General features: G+C 73.1%; 14 protein-coding genes. 7 read left to right on the top strand and 7 right to left on the bottom strand.

All coding sequences use genetic code 11. From position 1 onward, the window contains the following. Positions 1-16: 16 nt before the first annotated feature. Positions 17-499 carry a MarR family winged helix-turn-helix transcriptional regulator gene (locus ABD241_RS01085; RefSeq protein WP_344057549.1) on the bottom strand — a complete coding sequence of 161 codons (483 nt, stop codon included), beginning with the start codon at positions 497-499 and terminating at the stop codon, positions 17-19. 53 nt (positions 500-552) lie between these two features. Here ABD241_RS01085 and ABD241_RS01080 point away from each other — a divergent pair, with 53 nt between their 5' ends. Then, positions 553-1629, top strand: a complete 1077-nt coding sequence (locus ABD241_RS01080; protein WP_344057547.1) for a phosphotransferase — start codon at positions 553-555, stop codon at positions 1627-1629. Between the two features lie 216 nt (positions 1630-1845). Here the strand turns inward: ABD241_RS01080 and ABD241_RS01075 are convergent, their stop codons facing one another. The 5 genes from ABD241_RS01075 to ABD241_RS01055 all read right to left on the bottom strand — a co-directional run bounded on the left by ABD241_RS01075 (position 1846) and on the right by ABD241_RS01055 (position 10847). After that, positions 1846-3876, bottom strand: a complete 2031-nt coding sequence (locus ABD241_RS01075) for an ABC transporter ATP-binding protein (protein ID WP_344057545.1) — start codon at positions 3874-3876, stop codon at positions 1846-1848. Further along, complete coding sequence (locus ABD241_RS01070) at positions 3873-5771, bottom strand: ABC transporter ATP-binding protein (protein ID WP_344057543.1); 1899 nt, start codon at positions 5769-5771, stop codon at positions 3873-3875. Before ABD241_RS01070 ends, ABD241_RS01075 begins: the two co-directional genes overlap by 4 nt. Before the next feature lie 93 nt (positions 5772-5864). Continuing rightward, on the bottom strand, positions 5865-6692 hold the full coding sequence (locus ABD241_RS01065; RefSeq protein ID WP_344057541.1) for a hypothetical protein: 828 nt from the start codon (positions 6690-6692) through the stop codon (positions 5865-5867). Positions 6693-6817: 125 nt separating this feature from the next. Further along, positions 6818-9874 (bottom strand): bifunctional FdrA/YlbE family protein, encoded by a 3057-nt coding sequence (locus ABD241_RS01060; RefSeq protein ID WP_344057539.1) that lies wholly within the window; start codon positions 9872-9874, stop codon positions 6818-6820. After that, on the bottom strand, positions 9867-10847 hold the full coding sequence (locus ABD241_RS01055) for an oxamate carbamoyltransferase subunit AllH family protein (RefSeq protein WP_344057537.1): 981 nt from the start codon (positions 10845-10847) through the stop codon (positions 9867-9869). Before ABD241_RS01055 ends, ABD241_RS01060 begins: the two co-directional genes overlap by 8 nt. Before the next feature lie 151 nt (positions 10848-10998). Here ABD241_RS01055 and ABD241_RS01050 point away from each other — a divergent pair, with 151 nt between their 5' ends. From ABD241_RS01050 to ABD241_RS01025, 6 genes are all read left to right on the top strand, one after another. Further along, positions 10999-12687: a helix-turn-helix domain-containing protein gene (locus ABD241_RS01050; RefSeq protein WP_344057535.1), complete on the top strand. Its 1689-nt coding sequence runs from the start codon at positions 10999-11001 to the stop codon at positions 12685-12687. Between the two features lie 391 nt (positions 12688-13078). After that, positions 13079-14527: a uracil-xanthine permease family protein gene (locus ABD241_RS01045; protein WP_344057532.1), complete on the top strand. Its 1449-nt coding sequence runs from the start codon at positions 13079-13081 to the stop codon at positions 14525-14527. Between the two features lie 150 nt (positions 14528-14677). Continuing rightward, positions 14678-16285, top strand: coding sequence for an FAD binding domain-containing protein (locus ABD241_RS01040; RefSeq protein ID WP_344057530.1), 1608 nt, complete (start codon positions 14678-14680; stop codon positions 16283-16285). Beyond that, positions 16282-18711, top strand: a complete 2430-nt coding sequence (cutA, locus tag ABD241_RS01035; RefSeq protein ID WP_344057528.1) for an aerobic carbon-monoxide dehydrogenase large subunit — start codon at positions 16282-16284, stop codon at positions 18709-18711. Before ABD241_RS01040 ends, cutA begins: the two co-directional genes overlap by 4 nt. Continuing rightward, positions 18708-19376 carry an SRPBCC family protein gene (locus ABD241_RS01030; protein WP_344057526.1) on the top strand — a complete coding sequence of 223 codons (669 nt, stop codon included), beginning with the start codon at positions 18708-18710 and terminating at the stop codon, positions 19374-19376. Before cutA ends, ABD241_RS01030 begins: the two co-directional genes overlap by 4 nt. A gap of 2 nt (positions 19377-19378) precedes the next feature. Continuing rightward, positions 19379-20278 carry a carbon-nitrogen hydrolase family protein gene (locus ABD241_RS01025; RefSeq protein ID WP_344057524.1) on the top strand — a complete coding sequence of 300 codons (900 nt, stop codon included), beginning with the start codon at positions 19379-19381 and terminating at the stop codon, positions 20276-20278. Between the two features lie 85 nt (positions 20279-20363). Here ABD241_RS01025 and ABD241_RS01020 read toward each other — a convergent pair. After that, the coding region (locus ABD241_RS01020) for a hypothetical protein (protein ID WP_344057522.1) at positions 20364-20831 on the bottom strand (468 nt) is incomplete at its 5' end.

Below are 20831 nucleotides of genomic sequence, written 5' to 3'. Positions count from 1 at the left end.
GCGGGAACCTCCTCGGTCACCAGGTGACGTCGCGACCGAGCTCGCGCATCGTCGCCAGCATGGAGTCGTACCGGCGTGCCCCGACCTCGCGTCGCAGCCGGTCCTCGGCCTCGGCGATGACGGCCAGGCTCCGCCTGACGAGTGCGTCGCCGGCCGGCGTCCGCGTCACCCACCGGACCCGGCGGTCCGAGCTGCTCGGGGCGCTGTGCACCAGGCCGAGCTCCTCGAGGGTGTCGACGAGCTGGCCGATGGCCTGCTTCGTGACACCGGCCCGGTGGGCGAGGTCCGTCACCCGCATCCCCCCGGCGGGGACCAGCTGCAGCAGGCGGGCGCGACGCCCACCGATGGCCGTCAGCTCGGCTGGCGCGAGGGCCCGCATCTCCCGGGAGAGTCGCTGGGCCACGGCGTCCGACCAGCGGAAGAGGTGGTCCGGCAGGTCGTCCGCCGCGGTGACGGCGTCCGCCGCAGCCGCCGCCCCGGCGGTCTTGCCACGTGCCATGGCACGAGCCTAACCTGATTTTGGTCAAGGCGCTTTACTTGTTAGGGGTCACCATGACCATCGACATCGCGCAGGTCACGAGCCGGCTCGCGGCCACCCCGGCGGGGGCGGTCACCCTGACACCGATCGCCTACGAGTGGGGCTCCCCGGCCACGGCCGGGCTGTGGCGCGCCGTCGCCGCCCGCCCTGACGGCTCCGACGCGACCTACTTCGTCAAGCTGCTGCGACACCCGCGGTTGTGGCCGGGCCTGGTCCAGGTCCCGGAAGGAGAGCTCCGCGACTTCTTCCTCAACAGCTTCCCGTGGCGCTTCGAGCTGGACATGGCGGTCTCCGGGATCGCAGACGTGCTGCCGCCCGGCATGCGGACCCCCACGCTGCACCACCACGAGGAGCTCGACGACGACCACGTCGGCCTCTGGTGGGAGTTCGTCCACGAACGGCCCGGACGGTGGAGCCTCGACGAGCTCGCCCGCGCCGCACGGCTGCTCGGCCGGCTGGCCGCCCGCCGTCGCGCCGGGGCAGAGGTCAACGAGCGGCTCCCCGACATCTGCCGCCTCCCCGCCGGGGCCGCGCTGAGGTACCTGGTCGAAGGTCGGGTGCTGCACGGCGCGGGCGCCGACCTGGCCGACGACGAGCTGTGGGCGCAACCCGTTCTCGTCGAGGCGCTGCGGGCCACCGGCGACCTCCACCTGAGGGACGACCTGCGGGCCCACTTCTCCCTCGTGCTCGATGTCCTCACGGAGCTGGACCGCCTGCCACAGACCTACGCCCACGGCGACGCGAGCATCCAGAACATCCTCGTCTGCGAGGGCAAGGAGGACTTCGTGGTCATCGACTGGGGGTTCGCGTCCCCGCTCGCGGTCGGCTTCGACCTGGGCCAGCTGCTCGTCGGCCCGATGCACGCCGGGTCGTGCCTGCCGCCGACCTCGCGCTCATCGACCCCGTCATCTTCGAGGGCTACCTTCAGGGGCTCGCCGACGAGGACTACGCCGTCGACCCCGATGACGTCCGCTTCGGCTACCTCGGGTCCCTCTTCGCCCGCTCGGCCTTCACCGCGCTCCCGACGGTCGAGCTGCGCGACGGCGCTGCTGAGTCCCTGCACCGGACCGTCGTCGAGCGCGTCGCCCTGACGCGGGCCATGCTCGAGCTGACCGGTCCCGCAGTGCGCCGGCGACTTGCCCGCGTCGACGCCTGAGCCGAGGTGCGCCCGGCTCGGTGGAGGTGTGCCGTCGCGCCGGGCCGCGAGCGATCACCTCGACCCGGAGCGCGCCGGAGCGGGTGGAGGTATGCCGTCGCGTCGGGACGCGACGTCATACCTCCTCGGTCTACCTCCTCGCGCGCGGAGGTCAGGAGGTCCAGGCACGCCAGAGGGCGGCATACTCCCCGTCACGGGCGACGAGCTCGTCGTGGCTGCCGAGCTCGGCGATCCGGCCGTCGATGACCACCGCGATGCGGTCGGCGTCGTGCGCCGTGTGCAGGCGGTGCGCGATGGCCACGACCGTGCGACCGGTCAGCAGCGCGTTCATCGAGCCCTCGAGGTGGCGCGCGGTGCGGGGGTCGATGAGCGAGGTCGCCTCGTCGAGCACGATCGTGTGCGGGTCGGCGAGGATGAGCCGGGCGAGCGCGATCTGCTGCGCGCGTCCCGGGGTCAGCTCGTGGTGGCCCGACCCGAGCTTCGTGTCGAGGCCCTCGGGCAGCCGCTCGACCCAGTCCAGGGCGTCGACGGCTCGCAGCGCAGCGCGGACCTGCTCGTCACTCGACCCCTCGCGCGCCAGCACGACGTTGTCGCGCACCGAGCCGATGAAGACGTGGTGCTCCTGCGTGACCAGGGCGACCTCGGTGCGCAGCGTGTCGAGCGGCAGCGCCGTGAGCTCCACCCCGCCGACGGTGACCGAGCCGGTACGCGGCCCGTGGATGCCCGACAGCAGCCGCCCGAGCGTCGACTTGCCCGAGCCGCTCGGGCCCACGATCGCGAGGCGCTCACCGGTGGCGAGGTCGAGGTCGATGCCGTGCAGCACGTCGTGGTCGGCGCGGTAGGCGTAGCGCAGGTCGGTGCCGACGAGCTCGGACCCCACCGGCAGGTCGTCGCCGGCCTGGCGGTCCGGCGGCACCGTCGCGATCCCGAGCAGGCGCGTCGTCGAGGCGATGCCGACCTGCACGCGGTCGACGGTGGACACGAGCATGTCGAACGGGCCCCAGAGTGCCTCGGTGTAGAGGATCGCGGTCGTGATCTGCCCGATCGTCGCCCAGCCCTCGGCGTACCCGATGGACCCGAACAGCAGGACGAGGACGCGCGGCGTGCTGAACGCGACGTCCATGACGGCGAAGAGCAGGTTGCGCAGCGTCATCGTGTAGCGCTCGGCCTGCGCGGAGACCGCGATGTCGTCGTCGCCGCGCCGCAGGCGGTGCCCGGCGAGCCCGAGCGCCTCGACGGTGCGGGCGCCCTCGACCGTCTCGGTCAGCGTCGTGTTGATGCGCGAGTAGGTGCCGCCCTCGGTGAGGTAGCCCTTCGAGGCGCGCTGGAGGTAGCGGCGCACCTGCACGAGCGCGACCGCCATGAGCACGATCGAGGGCAGCGACAGTACGACGGAGTTGCTGACCATGGCCACGAGCGTGAGCGCCACGGTGATGCTCGCGACGATGGCCTCGGGGAGGGCCCAGCGCACGCTCTCGCTCATCGTGCCGACGTCGCGGGTCACGCGGGTCACGAGGTCACCCGAGCCGGCGCTCTCGACGCGCGAGAGCGGCAGGCGCAGGATCGCGCGCACGACGTACTCGCGGGCGTCGGCGAGCACGCCCTGGCCGAGCACCGCCGAGGTCGTCTTGGCGGCGAGGGTGAAGGCGCTCTGGAGCACGACGAGCCCGGCCACGAGGAGCGCGGCCGTGTTGGCGCCGGCGAGCGCCGCGTCGACCCGGCCGGCCTGCACGTCGGCCACGGTCGAGTCGACGAGCTGGCCGAGCAGGCGCGGCACGAGCAGGCCCGCCGTCGCGGCCAGGGCGTTGGCGGCAACCACAGCGATGACGAGCAGCCGCTGCTGTGACAGCAGGCTGCCGATGAAGCGGACGACGCTGCGGTTGTCGGCGATGGGCAGGCCCTTGCGGGAGTTCATCGTGTCGGCGACGAACTCCTGGGCGCGGCGCTCGCGCAGCAGGTGCCGACGGCGCAGCGCGTGCAGGCGCTGGGCGACCGAGGCGTGCTGCGGCGGCCGCAGCTCCTCCGGCACCGGCGGCACGTGGCTGACGGCGTCCCACGTGCGCGCCGACTCCGCCGCGAGCGCGACGGGCAGCGGCGAGGCCGTCGCGTCGACGCGCCCGGCGTCGCGGGCGGCGTCGCGCGCGGCGCCGGCCGTCGCGAGCGTGCTGTCGGCGGTGCTCATCGGGGCTCCTCGGCGAGGTGGGAGAGGACGGACGGGTCGGCGTCGGCCCCGCGCACGACCACCGAGCGGTATGCCGGTGACTCGGCGAGCAGGTCGGCGTGCCGTCCGTGGGCGGTGGCGACACCACCCTCGAGCAGGATGACCTCGTCGGCGTGGTGCAGCAGCAGGGGCGAGGCCGTCATGACGACGGTCGTGCGGCCCTGGCGGTGCTCGCCGAGCCGGGCCGCGATGCGGGCCTCGGTGTGGGCGTCCACCGCCGAGGTCGGCTCGACGAGGACGAGGACGTCGGGGTCGGCCGCGAGGGCCCGCATGAGCACGAGCCGCTGCCGCTGGCCACCGGAGAGCCCACGGCCGCGCTCCTCGAGCTCGCCCTGCCAGCCGCCGGGCAGCGCATCGAACACGTCGTCGGCGGCTGCGGTGTAGAGCGCCCGCTCCGCCTCGGCGCGGCTGAGCGTCCCGAGCGGGTCGACCGCCGAGCGCAGCGTCCCGGCGAAGACCTGGGGGGCGTTGTCGCTCACGAGGATGCGACGGCGTACCTCGTCGAGCTCCACCCTCGAGAGGTCGACCCCGCCGACGGTGACGCCCCACGCCTGGCGAGCGCGCTCGTCGTCACGGCGCGCCTGCTCCTCACGGGCCCGGGCGCGGGCGGCACGCTCGCGCCGGGCAGCCCGGCCCTTGAGGCCCTCGGGGATCTCGTCGCTGACGAGCGTGCCGTCGCCGCTCGGCAGGTAGCGGCCGATGCGGTCGGCGAGCGCGGCCGAGTCGTCGGGCACCGCCGAGACGACCATGGTGAGACGGCCGGGCCGGATCGTCGCACCGGACTGCTCGTCGACGATCTCGGCGGTCGTGTCGAGCGTCGCCGGGTGCTCGGGGTGGACCCACGGCGGGCGCTGCTCGAGCACGGCAATCGCCTTGCGCGCCGAGACGACCGAGCGGGTCCACTTCTGAGCGAACTCGACGAAGGTGCGCATCGGCTGGATGAGGAACAGGCCGTAGCCGAGGAAGCTGACGAGCTGCCCGACCGTCAGGCGGCCCTGCGCGACCTCCCGCGTGCCCAACCACATCAGGGCGACGACGAAGCTGCCGGAGAGCAGCACGCCCACCGACTCGACGGCGGCGAGCCAGCGACCGCCGGCGACACCGGACTGGCGCACCAGCTGGGACTGCGCGGCGTAGTTGCCGCCGAAGGTGTCCTCGCCGCCGATGCCGCGCAGGATGCGCAGGCCACCGACGATGTCGGTCGCCATCGAGGTCAGCTCGGAGTTGCGCGAGCGCTCGACCCCCTGCCAGCGCTGCATCGGCCGCAGCAGCGGCGCGCCGAGGACGACGAGCAGCGGCGCGGAGACGAGCACGAGCAGGCCCATGCGCACCGACGTCGTCAGCACGATCCCCGCCACCACGAGGTAGGCGACGAGCTGGGAGATGGTGCGCGTCGTGATCTCCATCAGCGCGCCGAACTGGTCGCCGTCGCTCCCCGAGACGGAGAGCACCTCGCCCGTGGGGGTGCGCCGGGTCAGGACGTGCCCGAGCTGGAGCGCCTTGCGGGTGACGAGCATGGTCGTGCCGTAGAGCGCGATGAGCCACTCGCGGACGATGACGGTGTGGAAGAGGATCCCGCTGACCGCGCCGAAGACCGTGACGACGGCGATGGCGAGGAGCCAGCGCGTGGTCGTCGCCGAGTCGCCGGTGACGATGCCGGTGTCGATGGCGCGGCCGACCATCCACGGCCCGAGCGTCTGCGGCACCATCCAGATGAGCGCGACGAGCAGACCGGCCCAGAACAGGCTGCCGTTCTGCCGCACCATCCACAGCAGGAAGGCCCGCGGCGAGCGGGTGTCGGGCGTCTCGGCGCCGCGGTCGGTGAAGGCCCGGACAGCGGGCGGGAAGTCTCGCATGGCTCGTCCAACCCTAGGCGGGCGCGGCGGCGGACCCCACCCATTTTCTCCCATTCGGGCAGGGCCACCGAGCAGCCCGCGAACGCCCGGTGCTCAGCCGGTGAACGCCGGGATGCAGCCTGCCGCCCTGCCGACGAGACGCAGGCCGGTGAGGTCGCCCGCGCCCCAGTTGGCGGGCATGCGCTGGGCCACGGGATACATGATCTGCGTCGTGCCGCGGGCGTGGTCCAGCCCGACGGCGTGGGCCAGCTCGTGCATGTCCAGCATCCCCCGGGTCCCCAGCCAGCCGTACCTGTTCCCCCACCCGAAACCGCCCGCGAGGCTCGGGAAGCTGGTGGACAGAAGCACGTACGCCTTGTCGATCGTCGCGTACGGCTTCCCGTTCGACGCGTAACCGGTGGTGGCGTACCCGCCGGCCATGCCCATCAGGCCGTAGCGGCCACGCGGGGCCCTGGGAATGAGCGCGGTGGAGCCGTCCGGAGCCCAGGCGACGATGATGTAGCCGTCGGTGTCCGCGGCGTCGTAGGCCGCGGTCCCGGGCACCAGGGTCGTCGTGCCCCTGTAGACGAACGCGAGCCCCGTCGCGGCGTGGAGGCGGCTGAAGGCGCCCTGCAGATCCGCGAGGGCGCCCTCGGGAGCCCATCGCGGGTTGACCCGCCAGTAGATGGGCTTGCACGGGTTCCATCGCGCGTAGGGCGCCCCGGTCTGGGCCGGGAAGAGCAGGGAGTAGTCCCGGCTGGAGCCGAGCGCTCCGAACGCGGCCATCGGGGCCGCTGTGGCCGACGAGCCGTAGGCCGCGTCCCTGAACTCGTGCCGGGAGATGCGCGGCGGGGTGTGCGCCACCGGTGCGGGTGGAGGGGTCAACCCCAGCAGCACCAGCGCGGAGGCAACGACCACAGCCGCCGTCCTGAACCGAGCCATGTGGATCTCCCTCGTCGTCTCCTCGACCCCACGACGAGGCTAACCACGCTGGTCGGACCATGTTCGCGAAACGGACAAATAGGTCGTGGTCGCGCCGTCCTCGGCGCGGGTGAGACGGGGGGCGGTCACGCCTCTCGGGCTGCGGCGGGGAGGGCGGCGAGGGCGGCGAGGGCGGTCAGGGCCTGGGTGAAGCACTCCTCCGGCGGGGTGACGAGCCCGGCCCCGACCTGGCCGGTGCCGGCGACGCGCCCGGCCATGCCGGTGTTGATCTGCGGCAGGATGCCGGTGCGCGCCACCGCGGCGACGTCGATGCCGGTCGGCGTCCCGCGGAACTCGAGGATCGGGACCTGGTATGCCGTGTGCTCCCCGACCGTGACCTCGTACATCCTCTGCGTGGTCCGGAGCGCGAAGGGCACGTCGCCGCCGACGAACTTGACGATGGCCGGCGCGGCCGCCATGGCGAACCCGCCGATGCCGGCGGTCTCGGTGATCGCCGAGTCGCCGATGTCGGGGTTGGCGTCGTCCGGCCCGTAGGAGCCGAGGAAGAGGCCCTCGGGGGTGTTGGCGGGGCCGGTGAACCAGGTGTCGCCGGTGCCGGACACGCGGATGCCGAAGTCGGTGCCGTTGCGCGCCATGGTGGTCACGACGCTCGAGCCCGCGATGCCCTCTGCCGCAAGAATGCTCAGCTTGCACGCGGGCATGCCGAGGTTGAGGAAGAAGTGCTCGTTGGCACCGGAGAACCGCACGGCCTCGGCGATGTCGGTCGAAGACGCGTCGGCGGTGATCATCGTCGGCAGCAGCTCGCGCAGCAGCATGAGCGAGCCGGCGCGGTTGCGGTTGTGGCCCTCGTCGCCCATCTGGAGCATCTGCGCGATGATCGCCTTGATGTCGATCGGCCCCTGTTGCTCGGCCCGGGCACGGACGGCCTGCTGGAGGATCGGGCCGAGCACGGTGTTCATCCACCGGAGCCGGTCGATGACCTCGGGGCCGTACGCGCCGTAGCGCAGCACCTTGCCGAGCCCCTCGTTGAGGGAGCACCAGGACGTGTTGTCGTGCACCTCGTCGCGCAGCTCGTATACCCACATCGACGGGCTGACCACCCCCGCCATCGGCCCGACGGCGTCGCGGTGGTGGCACGGCTCGAGGGTGATGCCGTCGCCCTTCTCGAGCCTCGCCTCGGCCTCCTCCGCCGTGTCGGCGAGACCCTCGAGGAGCATCGCGCCGATGAGCGCGCCCCTGAGCGGCCCTGACGCGCGGGCGAACTCGATCGGAGGGCCGGCGTGCAGGAAGGTGCCGCGCTCGAGGCCGAGCGCCTCGCTCGCCGGGCGCACGTCGACGAGGTCGGCGCCGGCCGCGGTCATCCGCCGCAGCGCCTCCGCGTTGGCGGCGTCCCGTCGGGGGTCGGCGAGCACGCGGGCCAGGTCGGTCGACGTGCCCGGCATCGGCGGCTGCCACGCGGCCTCCGTCACCGAGACGGCCTGTGCGCGAAGCGAGTCGGCGAAGAGCCCGGCCCCCGCGGTCGCGACCGTGAGCTCGCCGCCCAGCAGCCCGTGGAGTGAGCCGTCGGGAGCTCCCGGGCCTGTCCCACGGGAGCTGTCGGGTGGCGTCTCGCTTGCGTATGCCGTGTGGCTCGGTCGCGCCGAGTCCCTCGGTGCCGTGTCGGCGGGCTGCGTCCGTCGGCCGAGGAGGTGGAAGGCGTGCCTCGTGGCGTTGGCATTGGACAGCAGCACGGTGGCGCCGGCGTCGGCGAGGAGCTCGGCGCTGCGCTCGAGGCCCTGCGGGTCACCGGTGGTGCCGGTCAGCGACACGACGACGGGCAGGTCACGGCGGTCGGCGGCGGCGGTCTCGCGCGCCGCCCGGATCGCCTCGGCGAGCTCCGGCGCCGGGTCGGGGTGCGCGCCGTGGCCGAGGACGAGGTCCAGCAGCAGCACACCGCACGTGGGGTCTGCGGCCTCGACGGCGATGCGCTCGAGCCGCAGCGACGGGTCGATCATCGGGTGGGCCCGGCCACGGGTCAGCGAGTCGTCGCCGAAGTCGATGACGACGTGGCCGGCGTCGCGCAGGTCCGGGCCGAGCGCCAGGTCCGGGCGCAGCGGGATGTTGGAGCGGACGTCGCCGAGGGTGTCGGCAGCGATGAGCATCGCCTCGTCGGCCAGCGTGCCGCCGCAGAAGAGCCCGCGCAGCGACCCGCGGCCCAGCTCGTCGCTGGAGGCGCCGGCCCAGTCGGGCCACACCAGTTCCGGCGCCCCATGGGAGCCCCCATCGGTCCCGCCACCCACCGACGCCACCACGGCCTCGACCGCCGCGGTCAGGTCGGGACGCCCCGCCCCGAGCGTCGCCCAGTGGACCGGCTTGCCCAGCCCGGCGGCATACGCCTCCACGTCGGCGAGGACCTCGGGAGCGGGCGGCTTGGACACGACGACGACGGCCTCGGTCGCCGGGTCGGCGGCGAGCGCGGTGAGCGCCTGCATCGTCGAACGGCCGGCCACCGCGGCGGACAGGTCGCGGCCGCCGACGCCGAGGCAGTGGCTGATGCCGACACCCGCCGCGTCGAGCAGGCACATGACCTGCTGGGCGCCCGTGCCCGAGGCCGCGACGAGACCCACCGAGCCGGGCCGCACGACGTTGGCGAAGCCGAGCGCCACTCCCCCGACGACGGCGGTGCCGCAGTCGGGCCCCATGACGAGGACGCCCGCCTCGGCTGCCGCGTCCTTGAGGCGCACCTCGTCCTCGACCGGGACGTTGTCGGAGAAGACCATGACCGAGATGCCGGCGCGCACCGCGTCGAGGGCCTCGGTCACCGCGTGCTCGCCGGGCACGGAGACGAGGGCGAGGTCGGCCCCGGAGAGCCGGATCGCGCCACCGAGCGTCCGCGGCGGGGGCGCCTCGCCCATGGCACCGGACCCGCCCGCGGCTGAGCGGCTCCCGGCCAGGGCGGCCTCGAGCGCGGCCTGACCGGCGGCGATGCCCGCCTCATCCCCGCGGAGGGCGACGACGAGGTCGTCGGGCGCCGACGGCGGCACCTCGAAGCCCATGCCGCGCAGCACGTCGAGGTTGAGCTCGGTCGCCATCGCCACCTGGGCCGCCTCGACACCGGGCGTAGCGGCGACGGCACGCGAGACCTGCATCAGCGTCACGGAGTCGTAGTACGCGCCGGTTCTCAGCTCGACGTGGTCAGCCACAGCGGGCTCCTTCCTGGGTGGTGGATGCGTGGGCGTCGACCGCACGCAGCGCGCCGAAGACCCCGGCCAGCAGGTCGCGGCCGGAGGTGTGCCCGATGGCGAGCACGCGGTCGACGAGGCCATTGATCTCAGTGGGCACGGTGAGCTCGGTGGGCACGGCGCGCTCGGTGGGGACGGTGAGCTCGCCGGACGGTCGGATCGGCCGGACCGAAACCGCCGAACCGGGCTCCGGACCTGGTTCGGGCCCTTCGATCCGGCCGTTCGACCCGGCCGCGACGACGAGGGTGACGAGGCGCGCGACGTCCGGGACGGCATACCCGTCGCCGGCGGCCACGAGGAGCGCCGCGGACAGGCTGGTCGTCCAGGGCAGGACGCTGCGCACCGCCGCCCGGACGGCCACCAGCGCGCGGCGCGCGGCGGGCGCGTCGACCGCCGACAGCGTCAGCAGGACACCGCAGAGGGCGTCGTCGCCGCTCGGCGTGAGGCCCCGACCGGCGCCCACGAGCCCGCGGACCCCCGAGTCGGCCGACCCTCCGGCGAGCGCCGAAGCGGTCAGGGCGTACGCGAGGTCACCGAGCGCGCCCGGCTCCGGCAGGGCGACGCCCGGACCACCGCCCGGATCACCGCCTCGCGGGGTCGGTTGGACGCGACCCGGCCGCAGCGGGCGGGCGGCGACGACGTCGGCCCGCGGCAGGCGTACGCGTCCCTCCCCCACGACGACGTGGTCCCCCGGCTGGAGCGCCCAGTGCACCTGTGCCGACGGGAGCGCGAGCCGCACCCCGATGGGCAGCGCCACGGCGTCGGCGGCGAGCACGGCGAGGACCCGCTCGTGCGCGCCCAGCTCGACGTAGAGGCACGTCGGGAAGGCCGCGAGCACCCGACGGCGGCGGGCCGCACCGGAGAGATCCGCGGCGACGAGAGGCGAGACCGCGGCAGGCAGCAGCGCCAGGCCCAGTCGGTCGACCGTCTCCACCCGCACCTCCCGTGGCCCAGGGCGCTCCCACACCCCAGGGCCCCGCTCGTCGCGAACCGCCCGGCGCGGACGCTGCCGCGACGCTACCGACCGTGAGTAGTGTGCGCTCATGGTAGAAGTTGCCAACGATCTGGCCCCGCGCCGCGGTGACTTGACAGCCGAGGCACAGGCGCCCGGCCCCACGCGGCCCGAGGGCTCCGGCATCTCCCTGCGGCTCATCGCCGGACTGGCCGCCCTCGCCCACGGCGTGGTCCACGCCGACAGCCCACGGCTCGACGCCGGCGTGGACAGCACCATCCCGCTGCGGTCGGCGCTGCGCGGTGCGGCGGCCGGCGAGAGTCTGACCCACCGCCTCGTCCTCGCCGACGCCGCGGCGCTCGCCGAGCAGAGCCAGGTCGCCGGCTGGGGTGCGGACGTCGTGACGGCGCTCGACCGGGCCGGCGCCGCCGGACTCGTCGTCTCGGGCCTGAGCCGCGAGGCCCTGCGCGAGCTGGTGAAGGTCGCCGCCCCGGCCGGACTACCAGTCATCGACATCCCGCTCGACCACATCGCCACCTTCACCACCGAGGTGCTCAGCGCCATCCTCGAGCACCAGACCGCCGTGCTGCGCCGGCTCGAGGACGCCGACCGGGCCCTCGTGCAGATCGTGCTCGCCGGCGGCTCCCTCGACGACCTGTGCGAGCAGGTCGTCGGCTTCCTCGACGGCGCCGTGATGGTGACGACCACCGACGGACGCGTCATCGCCCGCGCCGGGTCGCAGCGCGAGCTGGACCACGCCACCGCCCTGGACTGCTTCGACCGCACCGGCCGGCTGCTCACCGAGGCCGAGCCGATGGGGCCGCGGCCCGAGGGGCCGGCCGCCGGACGCGCGGCCGTGCGGATCGTGGCCGGGCACCTGGACCACGGCGTGCTCATCGCCTTCTGCAGCCACCGCCCCCTCACGGTCGACGACGTGCGCCTGCTCGAGCGGGCCGCCACCGTGGCCGCCCTCGCCATCACCAAGGACCAGGCGGTCTCGGCCGTCGAGAGCAAGTACCGCGCCGAGTTCCTGCGCGACGCCCTCGCCGGCCGGGCCGGCACTCCCGTCGACGCGGTCGCCCACGCGAGCTCGCTCGGGTGGGACATCGCCCGGCCCATGGTCGTGGTCGTCGCCGAGACCGACGAGGACGACGACCGCTCGACCCGCGACGCCGACGAGGTGCGCTTCCTCCAGCAGCGGTTCGCGCGCGCCTGGACGCATGCCGTCGCCGTGCGCGACCCGCGCTCGCCCGTCATGGGGTTCAGCCGAGAGGTCGTCGCGCTCATCGGCGTCCCTGCCGAGGCCGAGACCGAGCACGTCATGCGGATCGTCGGCGACTACGTCCGAGTCGTGCGCGGCGACGGCGGCGGCGGGCGGCGCTCGTTCTCGGCGGGGGTGTCGCGCACCATCACGTCCGCGGCCGACCTGCCCGCCGCGTACGACCAGGCGCTCTCGGCGGTGACGGTCGGTCGGCAGATGTACGGCGACGGCGCCCTCACGCACGTCGACGGCCTGGGGATCTACCGCCTCCTCGCGCTCATCCCAGACGGAGCCGACCTGCGCCGCTTCGTCCACGAGTCGCTGCGCGAGCTGGCCACCGACGAGTCGCCGGAGTACGCCGGCCTGCGCCACACGCTGAGCATCCTGCTCGAGACCAACCTCAACGTCGCCGAGACCGCTCGCCTGCTCTTCTTCCACTACAACACGCTGCGCTACCGCATCGGCAAGCTCGAGAAGATCCTCGGCCCCTTCACGACCGACCCCGACCTGCGCCTGACGCTCGCCCTCGCGCTCAAGATCCACCAGATGCGCGGCATCTGACCCGAGCGCCACGGCCCGAGGGCGTATGCCGTGTGGCTACGGGACCGGCGCACCCTGGCCACGGGCCGCTGGACCGGGCGACCGGGTCGCTGCGGCCCGGCCTGCTCGATCGATCTGGGCGGAATGTGGAACATCGCACCCCCGTGACGGGGTGCGAGGTTCCACGTCGACCAGCCGCCCGGCCGGCGGGACGTGCGTGGCGGCATACGGCAGCATCTGCCAGACGGCCCGCCTCGGCGTGTATCAGCGTTTGACGAACGCAGTCCCCTTTCGGGGGAGTAGTTTTCGGCCAACCCCGACTGGGGCGTGACCCACATCACCGGGTGTGGCAACCATAGGAGTCGCAATGGCTTTGGGCTTGGGCTGGAAACTGCACGGGGACGGAAAGACGATGGGCCCCGACGACGTCGTCGCCCCGGACGAGCGGCTGTCGTGGGGCAAGACGGTGGGCCTCGGCGCGCAGCACGTCGTCGCCATGTTCGGCGCCACGTTCGTCTTCCCCCTCCTCATGGGCCTCAACGCCCAGCTCGCGATCATGATGAGCGGCGTCGCGACCATCTGCTTCCTGCTCATCGTGGGCGGCAAGGTCCCGAGCTACCTCGGCACGTCGGCGAGCTTCGTCGGCGCGGTCATCGCCATCCGGGCACAAGGCGGCACGTCGGCGACGGTCACCGGCGCCATCCTCGTCGCCGGCGCCGTCCTCGCACTCGTCGGCGTCATCATCCACTTCCTCGGGTCGGGCGTGCTGCACAAGCTGCTGCCGCCGGTCGTCACCGGCGCGGTCGTCATGCTCATCGGCTTCAACCTCGCGCCGGTCGTGGCCAGCGTCTACTGGCCGCAGGACCAGTGGGTCGCGGTGCTCGTCATGCTCTTCGTCGTCGTCTGCGCGGTTGCCTTCAAGGGCTTCATCTCGCGCATCGCCGTCTTCCTCGCACTGATCTTCGGCTACGTCATCTCGTGGCTCTTCGACAAGGTCTTCGGCCAGATCACCGCATACGACGCCGGCGCCGGCAAGATCACCACGCACTTCCGCACGAACTTCGACAAGGTCGCCTCCGAGTCGTGGTTCGGCCTCCCGCCGACGTCCACCACCGGCGCCGACGGCAAGGAGATCGTGGGCATCCACGCTCCGTCCTTCTCCGTCGCCGCCATCCTGCTCGTGCTCCCAGCCGTCATCGCGCTCATCGCCGAGAACACCGGCCACGTCAAGGCCGTCGCGGAGATGACGAGGGCCGACCTCGACCCGTACATGGGGCGCGCCATCGCCGCCGACGGCATCGGCACCGTCATCGCCTCCTCCGTCGGTGGCTCCCCCACCACGACGTACGCCGAGAACATCGGCGTCATGGCTGCCACCCGCGTCTACTCGACCGCCGCCTACTACGTCGCAGCCATCGTGGCGATCATCTTCGGCCTCTCGCCGAAGTTCGGCGCCCTCGTGGCCTCGGTCCCCGGCGGCGTGCTCGGCGGCATCACCGTCGTGCTCTACGGCATGATCGGCCTGCTCGGCGCGAAGATCTGGAAGGAGAACGGGGTCGACTTCGGCAACCCGATCAACCTCGTCCCCGTCGCCGCCGGCATCGTCATCGGCATCGGCAACGTGTCGCTCAAGTTCACCGACAACTTCACGCTCGGTGGCATCGCCCTCGGCACCATCGTCGCCATCGGCGCCTACCACCTGGCCCGCGTCCTGGCGCCCGAGGATCTGCGCCGCCGGGCCGACGCGGCCGGCGGCACCATGATCTCGCTCGGCGAGCGTGAGGGCGACTACGGCGACGCCGACGGCGTCGACGACCTCTACCAGGACCGGCCGGGCGGCCCGGACCTTCGCCGCCGCTGAGGCCTGCTCCACCACCCGCACGCAGCCCGTGGGCCTCCGATGCAGATCGGGGGCCCACGGCCGTTCCCGGCAGAAGTTGCCAAAAGCCCGGCCTCAGCGATGCACGCAAGTCACTGGTTCCACACCCGTTCGGAAGGCAGGATCAGTTCGGTGAAGCCCGCTCCCTTCGTGCACCACGCACCCGGCACCGTCGAAGAGGCCGTCGCCGTGCTCGCCGAGGTCGGCCACGACGGCAAGGTGCTCGCCGGCGGGCAGAGCCTCATCCCGCTGCTCAACATGCGCCTCGCCTCCCCGGCCCACCTCGTCGACATCAACCGGGTCGCCGGGCTCGACGCCGTGGAGGTCACCCCCCAGCACGTACGCGTGGGCGCCCTCGTGCGCCACGCAGCCCTCGAGCGCTCCGAGGAGGCGTATGCCGCCCTCCCGATCCTGCGCCAGGCCGTGGCCAACGTGGCCCACCCGTCGATCCGCAACCGCGGCACCACCGTCGGCTCCATCGCGCACGCCGACGCGGCCGGCGAGATGCCGGCGGTCCTCGCCCTGACCGAGGGGGTCGTCGAGGTGGTCGGACCGGACGGCGCGCACGAGATCCCCTGCGCCGACTTCTTCCTCGGCCCGCTGGAGACGTGCCTCGCCCCCGAGGAGCTGGTCGTCGGAGTGCGGTTCGGCCGGCTCCCCGCGGGAACGGGCACGGCGTTCACCGAGTCCGCGCGCCGGCACGGCGACTACGCCGTCGCCGGTGTCGGCGTCGCCCTGACCGTCAGCGACGGGATCGTGTCCGACGCCCGCGCCTCCTTCGTCTCCGTCACCGCCGTGCCGTCGGTCCTCGACCTGGGCGCCGCGCTCCGCGGCGTCGAGCCGGGCTCGGAGGCCTGGCGGCGCGGACTGGACGCGGCCGCGGAGGTCGTGCACGCATACGTCGACCCCGAGGACGACATCCACGCGAGCGCCGAGTACCGCCGCATGCTCGCGGCAGAGCTGACCCGTCGCGTCCTGCCCCTGGCCGTCCAGGTGGGTGAGCACTCGACGGCGGCGACCACCACGTCGAGTGGGCACTTCCCCTCGACTTCTCCACACGCCGAAACGTCGAGTGGGCACTTGGGTGCGACTGGTCCACAGGGTGACGGTGCACAACTGAAGCAAAGTGCCCACTCGACGGGAGGGGATGGGTCGGAGAGGGAGAGGGAGAGGGAGAGGGAGGGGCAGGTTGCGGGGGAGGTGACGGTCACCGTCAACGGCATACGGCACACGGCGTCGGTGCCGGCGCGGCGGCTGCTGTCGGACTTCCTGCGCCACGACCTCCAGCTCACGGGCACCCACGTCGGGTGCGAGCACGGCGTCTGCGGCGCCTGCACCGTCCTCGTCGACGGGCGCCCGATGCGCTCCTGCCTCATGTTCGCCGTCACCGCACAGGGCCACGAGATCACGACCGTCGAGGGCCTCTGCTCGGCGCCCGACGCCCGCGTGGCGCCGACGGGCGAGTCGATGAACCCCGTGCAGCAGGCCTTCGCCGAGTGCCACGGCCTGCAGTGCGGCTTCTGCACGCCGGGCTTCCTCACCACCATCACCGCCTACCTCGACGAGAACCCGCAGCCGACGAGCGCGCAGGCGCGAGAGGCGATCTCGGGCAACCTCTGCCGCTGCACGGGCTACCAGAACATCGTCAAGAGCGTCCTGCGCGCCGCCGAGCTCAGGACCGAACGCGCTGCCGAGCGCGCGGCGGAACCAGCGCCCGCGACGACCGGGGAGAGCGCATGACCACCCAGATGTTCGGCGCGCCGATTCGGCGCAAGGAGGACCCGCGCCTCGTCACCGGCGGCGGCCGCTACCTCGACGACCTCGGCCACGACGCCCTCGCGGCCGCCTTCGTCCGCAGCCCGCACGCCCACGCCCGCATCGTCGACATCGACGCCTCCGACGCCGTCGAGATCGAGGGCGTACTCGGCATCTACGCCCACGAGGACCTGCCCGGACGGGTCGGCGAGCCCCTGCCCCTGCTCATCCCCCACCCGACGCTCACCCACGGCCGCACCGGCTACGCCCTGGCCAAGGACGAGGTCAACCACGTCGGCGAGCCCGTCGTCATGGTCGTGGCCACCGACCGCTACCTCGCCGAGGACGCCTGCCAGCGCATCCGCGTCACCTACGAGCAGCTGCCCGTCGTCGTCGGCATCGAGGCCGCCCGCGACGGCGAGCTCCTCGTCCACGACGACGTCCCCGGCAACGTCGCGGCCCACATGCTGCAGGAGGTCAGCGACGTCGAATCCGCTTTGGCCGCAGCGCCGCACACGCTGACCCTCGACCTCGACATCGAGCGCAGCGCGTGCACCCCGATGGAGGGCAAGGGCGTCTACGCGCGGTGGGACACCGAGCGCGGCGAGCTGCGGATGTACTCCTCGACGCAGACCTCCACCGGCGTGCGCGCCGCCGTGGCGGCCAAGCTCGACCTGCCGCTCGCGAAGGTCGAGTGCATCGCCCCCGACGTCGGTGGCGGCTTCGGCGTCAAGATCGTGCACCCGTGGCCCGAGGAGGTGCTCGTCCCGTGGGCGGCCCGCCTGCTGAACCGGCCGGTGAAGTGGACCGAGGACCGCCGCGAGCACTTCGTCGGCGCCGCCCACGAGCGCGGGCAGCTGCAGCAGGTCACTGTCGGCTTCGACGACGAGGGCCACCTCCTCGCGCTCGACGTGAGGTTCTGGCACGACAACGGCGCCTACACCCCCTACGGGATCATCGTCCCGATCATCACCTCGACCCAGCTGCTCGGCCCCTACAAGCCCGGCGCGTACCGCTGCGAGTTCTGGTCGCTCTACACGAACACCGTTCTCGTGACGCCGTATCGGGGCGCGGGCCGTCCCCAGGGGTGCTTCGCGATGGAGCGCACGATGGACGCCATCGCCGACGAGCTGGGCCTCGACCGCGCCGAGGTGCGCGCGCGCAACTTCATCCTCCCGAGCGAGATGCCCTGGGACCACGGCCTGCTCTTCCAGGACGGCCGCCCGCTCAAGTACGACTCCGGCGACTTCCCCGCGAGCCTCGCCAAGCTCAAGGCGCTGGTGGGCTGGGACGACTTCTCCGAGCACCGCCGCGTGGCCGAGGCCGAGGGGCGCAGGATCGGGCTCGGGATCGGCTGCTACGTCGAGGGAACCGGGGTCGGCCCCTACGAGGGTGGCCACATCCAGATCGAGACGAGCGGCCGCGTCAACGTCTCGACCGGCCTGACCTCGCAAGGCCAGGGCCACGAGACCGTCTTCGCCCAGATCGTCGCCCAGGAGCTCGGCGTCCCCCTCGAGGACGTCCACGTCACCACCGGCGACACCCGCAAGATGGCGTATGCCGTGGGCACCTTCGCGTCGCGCGCCGCGGTCATGAGCGGCAGCGCCATCGCCCTCGCCGCGCGCAACGTCCGGGCCAAGGCGCTGCGCATCGCCTCCGACGCGCTCGAGGTCTCGCCGGACGACCTCGAGATCGTCGACGGGACCGTGCGCGTCAAGGGTGCCCCGAACACGTCGATGAGCCTCGGCACGGTCTCGGTCCTGTCCAACCCGCTGCGCTACGCGTTCGACGAGGCGGCCCAGGCCGCAACGCAGTTCGCCGGCACCTTCGACCCCGACAAGCCGCCGGTCGCCGAGGACGACGAACCGGGCCTCGAGGGCAAGGACTTCTACTCCCCCACCCAGGCGACCTTCGCCAACGGCATGCACGCCGCGATCGTCGAGACCGACCCGGTCACCGCCGAGATCAGGATCCTGCGCTACTGCGTCATCCACGACTGCGGCACGATGATCAACCCGATGATCGTCGAGGGGCAGGTCCACGGCGGCGTCGCGCAGGGGGTCGGCGGCGCGCTCTACGAGCGGATGGCCTACGACGAGACGGGCCAACTGCTAAATGCCTCCTTCATGGACTTCCTCATGCCCTACGCCTCCGAGGTGCCGACCATCGAGACGGACCACCTCGAGACCCCGTCACCGCTGAACCCGTTGGGGATCAAGGGCGCCGGTGAGGCCGGCTGCATCCCGGTGTCCGCAGTCATCGCCTCCGCCATCGAGGACGCCGAGGGCTTCCCCATCCGGCGCATGCCCATCTCGCCCTACGAGCTCTGGGAGCTGCGCCGCCGCCACGCCGTCGGCGAGGTCCCCTCCCTGCATCGCACCTCCCCCACGCCGAAGGAGCCCACCGCATGAAGATCACCGGAGCCGTGTCCCTGGCCTCACAAGCCGAACAGGTGTGGCAGGCCATCCACGACCCGGCCGTCCTCGCGCGCACCCTCCCGGGGTGCGAGTCGCTCGTCGAGAAGGGTGACAACGCATACGGCATGCGCGTGACGATGGGCGTGGCCGCGGTCCGTGGGACGTACGACGGCACCATCCACCTCGAGGACCTCGAGGTGCCGGCCCGCCTGCGGCTCAAGGCTTCCGGTGCCGGTGCTCCTGGCACGGTGGAGGCGGACGTCGACGTGAGGGTCGAGGCGTGCGAGGACGGCGGCACCCGGGTGACCTACGACGCGGACGCCCAGGTCGGTGGCCCGATCGGCGGCGTGGGCCAGCGCATGCTCTCCGGCGTGACCAAGCGGATGGCCGGGCAGTTCTTCGCCGCGCTCGACGCCGAGATCCAGGGGGTGCCGCCCGAGCTGCGTGCCGTCGCGCCGCTGCCCGCCGCCGCCGGGGCCCCGGCGCCGACATCCCCGGCAGCCGGCCCGACGGCCGCACCCGGCGCTGCCCCGACGTATGCCGGCCGGGCGGCCCATGCGGGGCCCTTCCGCGGGCGCGAGTACGCCCTCGGCGTGGTCACCGGTGGCGCCGTCGCACTGGTCGGCGTGATCGTCGGCTGGACCATCGGGAGGCGGTGAGGGTGCGCGCCTTCACGGCGGCGGCCGTCCAGGTCGCCCCGGTCGCCGCCCCGCTGAGCGCCGAGACGATCCGCGCCAACCTCGTCACGTGCGTCGAGATGACGCGCCGGTGCGTCGCGGCGACGGGCGCCGAGCTCGTCGTCCTGCCGGAGACCGCGACGACCGGCTTCACGCCCGGCTGCTCCAAGGAGGAGCTGTGGGACCTCGTCACCGAGCTCCCCGGCGCGATGGCCGAGCCGGTCCAGGCCGTCGCTCGTGAGCTTGGCGTGCACGTGTGCTTCGGCACCTACGAGCGCGGGCCCGAACGCGGTGTCGTCTTCAACTCCGCGGTGCTCGTGGGTCCATCGGGTGACCTGCTCGGCGTCTACCGCAAGACGCACCCGTTCTGCTCCGAGATCGTGTCCGGCGGCGGCTGGGTGACGCCCGGCGACACCGTGACCGTCTGCGACACCGACCTCGGCCGCATCGGCATGATCATCTGCTTCGACGGCGACTACCCGGAGCTCTCGCGCATCCAGGCCGTGCAGGGCGCCGAGGTGATCTGCCGCCCGTCCGCGCTGCTGCGCTCGGCGGACCTCTGGGACCTCACGTCACGGGCGCGGGCCTACGACAACCACGTCTACGTCATCGGCGCCAACGCGACCGGTACCGACCCCGCCGGGGTGCACTACTTCGGCAACTCGCACATCGTGACCCCGATCGGGCACGTCGTGGCCAAGGCCGCGAGCCAGCCCGGCTGGGTCACCGCCAGGCTCGACCCCGCCGACGCCCTGGCGTCGCTGACTCCGGGCTCGAGCAGCGGCCAGGTCTTCGACCACCTGCGCGACCGCAACCTCGCCCTCATCCGCAACCACCGCGCGGACCTCGAGCGGCCGGCGTCCACGTCCTTCCCCCACGGGTGACACGCCGGCACCGGGCGACGCACCCCTCGCAGTCACCCGGTGTCGGCGCCGAGCCGCCGGACGGCTCCCACCAGCCGAACGGCGGTCACCCGGCCGGAAGGCCCGCATCCACCTTCCGGTGCGCCATCGCCCACACCGCCACGAGGAGCAGCGCGACGACGATGGCGGTCACGAGCACCACGAGGCCCGTCGGGTTGCTCCAGATCACGAGGACGAGGGTGCCCACGGCCACCACGACACCGGCCGCGACGGGCGTGTGCCGGCGGACGGTCTCCCCGACCGACCCCTCGTCCAGGGCGTCCCAGGCGTTGCGGGAGGTGCGGCTCACCCAGCGCCCGCCACGGGCGAGCGCGTCGCGCCGGCCCAGCAGGATCGCCAGCCCGGCGACCACCAGCGAGATGATGAACACGAGGCGTATGCCGTCGACGAGGTAGCGGGTCACCGTGTCGAAGAGGTACGACGCCGTCTGCTGCGACATGTTCGTCGACTGCATCCGGGTCAGGTAGATCTCACGCCCGAAGACCAGGCCGATGCGCAGCACGAGCAGCCCGAT

The sequence above is a fragment of the Terrabacter lapilli genome (genome assembly GCF_039531305.1).
Classification (GTDB): domain Bacteria; phylum Actinomycetota; class Actinomycetes; order Actinomycetales; family Dermatophilaceae; genus Terrabacter; species Terrabacter lapilli.
Note: the sequence above shows the minus strand (reverse complement) of the source record. Positions and strands in the feature narration are given on the sequence as shown.

What these genes read in the sequence shown, in the direction of transcription:
- ABD241_RS01080 (WP_344057547.1), top strand. Translation starts at nt 553, where the DNA reads ATGACCATCGACATCGCGCAGGTCACGAGCCGGCTCGCGGCCACCCCG.
- ABD241_RS01045 (WP_344057532.1), top strand. Translation starts at nt 13,079, where the DNA reads ATGGGCCCCGACGACGTCGTCGCCCCGGACGAGCGGCTGTCGTGGGGC.
- ABD241_RS01065 (WP_344057541.1), bottom strand. Translation starts at nt 6,692, where the DNA reads ATGGCTCGGTTCAGGACGGCGGCTGTGGTCGTTGCCTCCGCGCTGGTG.
- ABD241_RS01030 (WP_344057526.1), top strand. Translation starts at nt 18,708, where the DNA reads ATGAAGATCACCGGAGCCGTGTCCCTGGCCTCACAAGCCGAACAGGTG.
- cutA (WP_344057528.1), top strand. Translation starts at nt 16,282, where the DNA reads ATGACCACCCAGATGTTCGGCGCGCCGATTCGGCGCAAGGAGGACCCG.
- ABD241_RS01070 (WP_344057543.1), bottom strand. Translation starts at nt 5,771, where the DNA reads ATGCGAGACTTCCCGCCCGCTGTCCGGGCCTTCACCGACCGCGGCGCC.
- ABD241_RS01075 (WP_344057545.1), bottom strand. Translation starts at nt 3,876, where the DNA reads ATGAGCACCGCCGACAGCACGCTCGCGACGGCCGGCGCCGCGCGCGAC.
- ABD241_RS01085 (WP_344057549.1), bottom strand. Translation starts at nt 499, where the DNA reads ATGGCACGTGGCAAGACCGCCGGGGCGGCGGCTGCGGCGGACGCCGTC.